The following is an 8,994-nucleotide window of genomic DNA, read 5'->3' as shown; positions in this document are numbered from 1 at the left end:
TGGCGACGGCACCTTCGACACCGCCGTCGACGACGAGGGCAACGTCGAGGTCGGCGACTTCGGCAGCATCGACGGCGGCGACGCCGTCTGACCCCTCGCCCGAATCGATAGCCCGAAGCCGCGGTACTCGCGGCTTCGGGCTATAAAACGGTGTGGGCACGATCGGCGGACTCGAATTCGCGGTACCGGTCTGGGCGACGGCCACCGCGCTGGTACTGGTGCTGGTGGTCGCGTGGGTGTTCGGCGTCGTGGCCCGATGGCTGCTGCGCAGACGCGCCCGCCTCGACGCGACGACGGCGATGGTGCTGTCGATCCTGGCCACCGCCCTCGGCCTCTACATCGCCGGCCTCGTCGACAAGCATCTCCGGGTGTGGAGCGTGACCACGGTGGTGCTCGGACTCGTCAGTTCGGTCGTCGCGGTCGCTGCGTACGGAGCAGTGGCCGCCCGGTTGCAGCGACAGCGCAATGCGACTCTCGCGCAACTGCTCTCAGAGGTCGAGTCCGATCGTCTGGAGTTCAAGTCGACCGCCCGGGTGAACCTGCGCAACGGAGAGAAGGATCCCCGGATGGAGCAGGTGATCGTCAAAACGGTGTCGGCGTTCCTCAACTCCGACGGTGGAACCCTCCTCATCGGCGTCGCCGACGACGGCACGCCCCTGGGCCTCGAACCCGACTTCGCGACCCTGAAGGTGCCCGACGCCGACCGGTTCGAACTGTGGCTTCGCGACCTCTTGACGACGACCCTGGGCCAGAACACCGCGACGGCTGTCGGGATCGCCGTCGAGTCGGTCACGCGGACCGGCGAAGCGGGGAGCGTTCCGGTGTGCCGCGTGACGTGCTCGCCGTCGCCGCGGCCGGTCTATCTGAGGGCAGGCAAGAACGCTCCGCCCGAGTTCTGGGTGCGCGCAGGCAACTCCACCCGTCAGCTCACCGTGGACCAGGCCGCCGACTACGTCATGCACCGCTGGCCCCTCGGCGCCGGGCGCGCTGTCGCCGCCCAGGTCCGGGCCGCGGTCCGATTCTCGGCCGGTTGAGTGGAAATCTCGTCCCCGTGAGCAGGTTCGGCAGTCGGGGACCGAGTCGATCGTGAGGCTTCGCCTCATCGCCGCCGGGTTCGATGTGGCCTCCGACGCCGGGATGACCCTTCGTGACGGCCCTCCGCAAGCTCCGGGCCTCCTCAGGGGGCGGGCGACAAAAACGTCGTCGAATAAGGACCGTATCTGTCCGCATCTCCTGAGAGGCTGGTGTCACACCACAACCTCAGGAGGAACCGTGAACTGGACACTCGAACTCGTCATCCTGCCGGTCAGCGACGTCGACCGGGCGCGCGACTTCTACTCCAAGATCGGCTTCGACCTCGACCACGATCATGTCGTCTCCGACGAGATCCGGTTCGTCAAGATGACCCCGCCCGGGTCGGCCTGTTCCATCGCGTTCGGCAAGGGCCTCAGCGACGCCGAACCCGGGTCGGTCAAGGGTCTGCAGGTCGTGGTCACCGACATCAACGAGGCCCGCGAGCAGCTCCTCGCGGCGGGGGTCGACCCCGGCGAGGTCGACGAGCAGGCCTGGGGCCACTTCGTGTCTTTCGACGATCCGGACGGCAACCACTGGGCCGTGCAGTACATGCCGTACCGCCAGAACTGAGTCCGGCGGATACCGTGGGATATGCGCTCCCCCATCGACGACTACCTCCATCGAGTTCTGAGTGACTGCCGCGACGACGACGGGGGCGAGATCGCGACCGGCAATCGCGAACTCGGACAGGCGGACCCGTCGTCGTTCGGAATCGCGTTGGCCACCATCGACGGCACCGTGTACACCGCGGGCGACGCCGACCACGAGTTCTCCGTCCAGTCCATCGGCAAGGTGCCGGCCTACGCGCTGGCCCTGCGGGACCGGGGACTGGACACCGTGCTCGAACGCGTGGACACCGAGCCGTCCGGAGACGCTTTCAACGAGATCTCCCTCGAGGCCGAAACCGGTCGGCCGCGCAACGCACTGATCAACGCGGGCGCGGTCGCCGTCCACGGGATGATCGAGGGCTCCGACGCGACCGACCGGGCCGACCGCGTCATCGATCTCATCAGCACCCTCGCCGGCCGCCGGGTCGCGGTCGACAAGGAGGTCCACCGCGCAGAACTCGCCTCCGACGACCACAACACGGCCCTGGCCTATCTGCTGCGCTCGGCCGGCAAGCTCGACTGCGAACCCGATGAGGTCGTCGACGGTTACGCGGCGCAGTGTTCGATCCGGGTCTCCTGCCGCGATCTCGCCGTCATGGGGTCGGTGCTGGCCAACGGCGGACTGTCGACATCCGGCGACGAACGACTCCTCGAGGGCTGGATCACCCGGCACGTGCTGTCGGTGATGGCGACCTGCGGCATGTACGACGGCAGTGGCAGCTGGATGGCAACCGTGGGTATCCCCGCGAAAAGCGGTGTCAGCGGGGCGATCCTGGGGGTGCTGCCCGGGCAGGTCGGGCTCGCGGTGTGGTCGCCGCAACTCGACGAGCAGGGCAACAGTGTGCGCGGTGTCGCGGTCTTCGAACGTCTGTCCCGCGACATGGAACTGCACATGATGCACGTGGCTCCCACCGGGCGGCCCGCGCTGCGTTCGGTGAGCGAGCGGGACGGCGCCACCGTCGTCGAACTCCAGGGCGACCTGCGCTTCGCCGGGGCGGAGATCGTCGCCAGCCGCGCCTGCGAGGGATTCGACACCGAGTCGATCGTTCTCGACCTCACTCACGTCCGGGTGATGGACGACGCTGCCCGTCGGCTCATCAGCGAGGTGGCCCGCCGCCTCTGCGACGACTACGACGTGCGTATCGAGGATCCGAACGACCTGATGGATCCCGACGACTCGTCGAACCGGGACCCCGACGCGGACGCCTGACGCCCCGCCTCTCCGACACCCACGGCGGTCAGCTCCCGCCGCTTGGCCAGCGGCGGCATCCCGAACCAGCGTCGGCAACTCCGGGTCAGCGTGCTCTGCTCGGAGTACCCGATCTGTCGTGCCACCGCGGCCAGCGGGACACCCCGATTCGCGAGCAGCGAGACCGCGAGGTCGCGGCGGGCGTCGTCGACGAGTTGCTCGAACGTCGCGCCGTCGTCGGCCAGACCCCGCTGTACCGCGCGGGGATGCATCATCAGCAGTTTCGACACCGCGTCGAGCGTGGCGGCACCGGCGGGCAGTGCCCGCACGATCAGCGCCGACACCGCATCGACGAAGGCCGTCTCCCGATCGTGTCCGGTCATGAACCGAATCGCCACGTCGTAGGCCAGGGGGTCGACCCGCCGCAGCGTCTGCTGCATCACCCCGCGCGGGAAGACCACCAGATTGGCCGGCGCCTCGAACTCCACTGGGCAGCCGAAATAGTCGGTGTAGACGCGCGGCTCGGACATCGCCGGGTGGGCCAGCGTGATCCGGTACGCCCGGAAGTCGTGCCCCAGCGTCATGCGGAACGTCGACCGGGTGACGCCCATCGCGAGTTCGACGACGTGCGGGCGGTACGGCACCCGCTTGAGCACCGTGTCGAATTCGTAGGCGACCTCGCGTTCGCCGTAGTGCATCTGCGCGGTGATCGCCGGGCTGTACACGTGCGCGAAGGCGGAGATCTGCTGGAAGGAATCGCCGACCGTCTCGGCGTTGCGGGCCGCGATCGCCACCGGTCCGAGGATGTCGGGGTCTTGCCGGGCAGCGAGGCGCAGCCCGAAGTCGGGCACGCCGAACTCGGCGGCACACAGGCCGATGACCGTGGACAGAGCGGTGAACGGGACGAACCTGTCGTAGGCACCGACGACCGCCGGGTCGACCCCGACGCGCGCCAGCATCGCGCGGGCGTCGCCGCCGTGTTCGGAGATCAGTTCGGGCAGCTGACTGAGCGACGACGCGCAGATCAGATCGGCCATGGCACCAACTGTCAAATAGATGTCATGAGATGTCAAGAAACCCGAGCCGGGTCAGAGTGATGATGGACACACACGGCCGGACGCTCGACGGCTGACACAGCAGCAAGGAGTACCGAGATGACCACCATCGACACCGTTCGCACGAGTTTCTTCATCGACGGCGGCTGGCGCGCGCCGTCCGGCTCGGCGACGATCCCGGTCATCTCGCCGCTGACCGAGGAACAGTTCGGTTCGGTACCCGAGGCGACCACCGCCGACGTCGACGCAGCGGTCGCGGCCGCCCGCACCGCGTTCCGGTCGTCGGGCTGGCGCGACCTCTCCCCGGCCGACCGCGCCGCACATCTGCGCCGGTTCGCCGACGAACTCGACAAGCGTGCCGAGGACCGCGCGTCGGCAGTGACCTCCGAGAACGGGATGCCCATCGCGCTGGCGCGCTTCGCCGAGGGCGCCGCACCGGTCCAGCTGCTGCGGTACTACGCCGACCTCGTCGAGGCCACCCCGGTCGAGGAGACCCGCACCAGCCAACCGCTGCCCGGTTCGACGATCGTGCGCCGCGAGGCCATCGGTGTCGTCGGGGCGATCGCGCCGTGGAACTTCCCCGCGATCCTCTCCATGTTCAAGATCGCTCCCGCGCTGGCCGCCGGCTGCACCGTCGTCCTCAAACCGTCGCCCGAGACGAGCCTGGACGCCTACGTCCTCGCCGAGGCGGCCATCGCCGCCGAGCTGCCCGCCGGCGTCCTCAACATCGTCAACGGCGGCAGCGAGATCGGACGACACCTGGTGTCGCACCCGCACGTGGACAAGGTCGCGTTCACCGGCTCGACCCCGGCCGGTCGCGAGATCGGCCGCGTCTGTGGCGAACTCATCCGCCCGGTGACCCTCGAACTCGGCGGCAAGTCCGCGGCCCTCGTGCTCGACGACGCCGACCTCGAGCAGACCGTCGGTGGACTCGCCACCGCCTCCCTGCTCAACACCGGCCAGACCTGCTACATGTCCACCCGAATCCTGGTGCCCGGCAGCCGTTATGACGAGTACCTCGACGCAATCAGCGCCATGTGCGCATCGCTTCCCGTCGGCGACCCGATGGACGAGACCGTGGCGGTCGGTCCGCTCGCCAGTGGCCGGCACCGGGATCGGGTCCTGTCCCTGATCGACCGCGGGCGCAGCGAGGGCGGCACGATCACCACCGGCGGCGGGACCCCGTCGGGTGTCGACCGCGGGTTCTTCGTCGAGCCGACCGTCTTCGCCGGCGTCGACAACTCGGCGACCATCGCCCGCGAAGAGGTCTTCGGCCCCGTCCTGACCGTCCTGCGCTACGACGACGTCGACGCCGCCATCGCTCTCGCGAACGATTCGTCGTACGGACTCGGCGGAACGGTGTGGACCTCCGACCCCGAGCGGGGCGTCGACGTCGCCCGCCGCGTCGAGACCGGATCGTTCGGCGTCAACTACTTCAACCTGGATTGGGGTTCGCCCTTCGGCGGCGTCAAGGCCAGCGGCATCGGCCGCGAACTCGGCCCCGAGGGGTTGGCCGCCTACCAGAACCTGAAGTCGATCTTCCTGCCCGGCTGAACCACACTCGCCGCACAACACCTCTCGCACAACGATTTCCAAGGAGGCGATCGGCCATGTCCGATGCCGGAGTCACCGCCGCCAAGGCACTGGTGAACGACACCCTCGCACTACTCGACCGACTCACGCCCGCCGACTGGGCGGCCGACAGCGCATGCCACGGCTGGCGCGTACACGACGTCGTCACCCACATGGGGTTCTTCTTCAACTTCATCGCCGACCCCAACCTGGTCTTCCCTGACAATCCTAGCGGGAAGTCCGAGCGGCTCAACGACGCCGCGGTGCGTGAGCGCGCCGACTGGACGTCAGAGCAGGCCGTCGAGTACTACCGCGCGCAGTCCGAGGCCGGCCTCGCCACTCTGGTGGCGCTACAGGGCGAGGACCTACGGGACCAGCCGCTGGACATGCTGGACCTGGGTACCTATCGGCTGCGGCAACTCAGCGACGCCGTCGCCTTCGACCACCTGGTGCACCTGACCAGCGACCTCCTGCAGCCCTTCGGGCCGTTGGATTCCGCCGAGGTGCCGGTGAGCGCCGCCATCGATCCCGCCATCGACTGGATGATCGCCGGGCTGCCGCAGATGAACGGCGCCGCACTGTATCCCACACTCGAGCGACCCATCGGTCTACATCTCACCGGTGCCACCACCCGCTCGTTCGTCCTCGACCGCGACACCGCCGGAACGATCGTCACCGTGCGCGAGACCGGTGACCTGCCGGCCGATGTCGCCACCTCCTCGGCCGCCGACTTCCTGCGCTGGGGCACCACCCGCAGTGCCTGGCGGTCGGCGGTCACCATCGGCGGCGACCGGCAGCACGTCGCCGGTGTCCTCGACGCCGTCGACATCGTCTGACGCGACCCATCGTTGAATCGTCTCTACCAGAACGGAGTACACCCATGTCCGAGTACCTGAAGGACAAGGTCATCGTCATCACCGGAGCCGGCAGCGGCTTCGGCAAGCTCATCGCGGAGAAGACCGCGGCCGCCGGCGCACATGTCGTCGGAGTCGACGTCAACGCCGACAACGTCACCAGCGTCGTCGAGGGCATTCGCGCAGCCGGCGGTTCGGCTCTCGCGCAGGTCGCCGACGTCACCGACATGGAGCAGGTCGCCGCGGCGGCGACTGCCGCCGTCGAGAAGTTCGGTGCCATCGACGTCCTCGTCAACAACGCAGGCGTCATGCCGTTGGCCTACTTCGCCGACCACGCCCGCGCGTGGCAGAAGTGGCACGCCGCCATCGACATCAACATCAAGGGCGTCGTCAACGGCATCTCTGCTGTCTACGACCAGATGATCTCCCAGGGTCGCGGCCAGGTCGTCAACATCTCGTCGATCTACGGCAACGCCGGCATCGAGGGTTCGGGCGTGTACAGCGCGACCAAGGCGGCGGTCACCACCATCTCGGACTCGCTGCGCATCGAGGCCAAGGGCAAGATCAAGGTCACCACCGTCAAGCCGACGGGTATCACCGGCACCAACCTCGCCAGCTGGATCGTCAACGACACCGCGATCATGGGCCTCGTCGGCCAGCGGGCCGCGTCCTACGGTGAGCACGTCAACGCCCTCATCAACGACGACCTGCCCGCCGAACTCACCGACGTCGACTCGATCAAGTACTGGCTGATCAAGCCGGACGACCTCGCCGACGCCGTCGTCCACGTCATCGACCAGCCCTGGGGCATCAGCCTCTCCGACGTCACCGTGCGCGCCAGCGGCGAGGACTACCTGTACTAGATCGACTCGCCCCACTCATCGACGAGGAGTGTTGATGTACCCCGGAGCTCACCTCTCCACCCGCCCGCACGACCCAGCGGTCATCATGGCCGACGGCGGCGAGACGGTCACGTTCACCCAGTTGGAGACCCGGTCCATCCAGGTCGCCCGGGCCCTGGCCGACCGTGGCCTGCGGCCGGGCGACCACCTCGCCGTGCTCGCCACGAACACCGCGCGCGTCTTCGACATCTATTGGGCGGCAATGCGGTCCGGCCTCTACCTGACCATGGTGAACTGGCACCTCACCGCCGCGGAGAGCGCCTACATCGTGACCGACTGCGGCGCGAAGGCCCTGATCGTCGACGCCGCCCTGGCCGACGTCGGCGCCGAACTGATCCCGCTCACCCCCGGCGTCGAGACGCGCTTTGCCTACTCCGGTCGGATCGAGGGTCACGACGACCTCGACGCCGCCGCGTCGGCGCAACCGACCGACCCGCCCACCGACCAGCCGCGAGGCGCGGACATGCTCTACTCGTCCGGCACCACCGGCCGCCCCAAGGGCATCAAACCCGAGCTGCCGAATCGGCAGATCGACGAGCCCGGCGACACCATGACCGCGATGAACTCCTCGGTGTGGGGCGTCGGGCCCGACACGGTGTATCTGTCGCCCGCGCCCCTGTATCACGCTGCGCCGCTGAGGACCTGCGCCTCCGTGCAGGCACTCGGCGGTACCGTCGTGGTGATGGAGCGATTCGACGCGGAACGGGCGCTCGCGCTCATCGAAGAGCACCGCGTCACCTACAGCCAGTGGGTGCCGACGATGTTCGTGCGCATGCTTCGTCTGCCCGACGAGGTGCGCGGCCGGTACGACACGTCGAGTCTGCGAGTCGCGGTACACGCCGCGGCGCCGTGCCCCGTCGACGTCAAACGAGCCATGATCGACTGGTGGGGACCCATCCTCTCCGAGTACTACTCGTCCACCGAACTCAACGGCCTCACCATCGTCGACACGCCGGAGTGGCTGGAGTATCCGGGAACCGTGGGACGGGCGGTACTGGGCACGATCCGGGTCTGCGACCCCTCGGGAGCCGAGGTGCCGGCGGACACCATCGGCACGATCTTCTTCGAGCGCGACCAGCTGCCGTTCGAGTATCACAACGATCCCGAGAAGACCCGGGCCGCACAGCATCCCGACCATCCCACCTGGACGACGACGGGCGACGTCGGCTTCGTCGACGACGAGGGCCACCTGTTCCTCACCGATCGGGACTCCTTCCTGATCATCTCGGGCGGGGTGAACATCTACCCGCGGGAGATCGAGGACGCGCTCCTCGCCCACCCGTCGGTGCTCGATGCCGCGGTCATCGGTGTGCCCGACCCCGATCTCGGCGAGCGGGTGACCGCAGTCGTGCAACCCGTCGAGGGGCAGACCGGGGACGACGACCTCGCCGACGCGCTGCTGGAGCACCTGCGACCGCGGATCGCGCGGTTCAAGTTGCCCCGCGAGGTGATCTTCCGGGACACGTTGCCGCGCACGCCGACCGGCAAACTGGTCAAGCGCAAGCTCTGACCCTTCGAGGCAGGGAGCGGACGCGGGCGTCCGACATTCATGCTCCCTGAGGTGCGAGCGAAGCGAGCCACGAAGGGGCTCCCAAGGTGCCTCACCAGGCCCTTCGTGGCTCGTCGCTTACGCTCCTCCCACCTCAGTATCTGCGGCCTGGCGGCCGTCGTGGACCACGAAAGAACACACGTGAGTGTCCGAAATCCATGCTCCCAGAGGTGCGAGCGAAGCGAGCCACG

At 68.3% G+C, this 8,994-nt stretch carries 8 protein-coding genes; 7 read left to right on the top strand and 1 reads right to left on the bottom strand.

All coding sequences use genetic code 11. The features are described from left to right. The first annotated feature begins 152 nt into the window (after positions 1-152). The 3 genes from ACFW3F_RS25335 (at position 153) to glsA (ending at position 2,892) form a co-directional block, all read left to right on the top strand. A complete protein-coding gene (locus ACFW3F_RS25335; protein WP_388062446.1) occupies positions 153-1,034 on the top strand; it encodes a helix-turn-helix domain-containing protein in 882 nt (293 codons plus the stop codon). 238 nt (positions 1,035-1,272) lie between these two features. Continuing rightward, a complete protein-coding gene (locus tag ACFW3F_RS25330; protein WP_388062444.1) occupies positions 1,273-1,644 on the top strand; it encodes a VOC family protein in 372 nt (123 codons plus the stop codon). Positions 1,645-1,665: 21 nt separating this feature from the next. Beyond that, positions 1,666-2,892 carry a glutaminase A gene (glsA, locus tag ACFW3F_RS25325; RefSeq protein WP_388062442.1) on the top strand — a complete coding sequence of 409 codons (1,227 nt, stop codon included), beginning with the start codon at positions 1,666-1,668 and terminating at the stop codon, positions 2,890-2,892. Here glsA and ACFW3F_RS25320 read toward each other — a convergent pair. Then, positions 2,811-3,908, bottom strand: a complete 1,098-nt coding sequence (locus tag ACFW3F_RS25320) for an AraC family transcriptional regulator (protein WP_388062440.1) — start codon at positions 3,906-3,908, stop codon at positions 2,811-2,813. The genes glsA and ACFW3F_RS25320 overlap by 82 nt on opposite strands. 117 nt (positions 3,909-4,025) lie before the next feature. Here ACFW3F_RS25320 and ACFW3F_RS25315 point away from each other — a divergent pair, with 117 nt between their 5' ends. From ACFW3F_RS25315 to ACFW3F_RS25300, 4 genes are read left to right on the top strand one after another with little or no spacing between them, the layout of a single operon-like run. Then, positions 4,026-5,480, top strand: coding sequence for an aldehyde dehydrogenase (locus ACFW3F_RS25315; protein WP_388062438.1), 1,455 nt, complete (start codon positions 4,026-4,028; stop codon positions 5,478-5,480). A 56-nt stretch (positions 5,481-5,536) separates the two neighbouring features. Beyond that, on the top strand, positions 5,537-6,334 hold the full coding sequence (locus ACFW3F_RS25310; protein WP_388062436.1) for a maleylpyruvate isomerase N-terminal domain-containing protein: 798 nt from the start codon (positions 5,537-5,539) through the stop codon (positions 6,332-6,334). 44 nt (positions 6,335-6,378) lie between these two features. Continuing rightward, positions 6,379-7,215, top strand: coding sequence for an SDR family oxidoreductase (locus tag ACFW3F_RS25305; protein WP_388062435.1), 837 nt, complete (start codon positions 6,379-6,381; stop codon positions 7,213-7,215). A gap of 34 nt (positions 7,216-7,249) precedes the next feature. Further along, complete coding sequence (locus tag ACFW3F_RS25300; protein ID WP_388062434.1) at positions 7,250-8,764, top strand: acyl-CoA synthetase; 1,515 nt, start codon at positions 7,250-7,252, stop codon at positions 8,762-8,764. Positions 8,765-8,994 lie beyond the last annotated feature (230 nt).

Source organism: Gordonia sp. NPDC058843, from assembly GCF_042743165.1.
Lineage (GTDB): Bacteria > Actinomycetota > Actinomycetes > Mycobacteriales > Mycobacteriaceae > Gordonia.
This window is presented reverse-complemented; position numbering and strand designations above follow the sequence as displayed.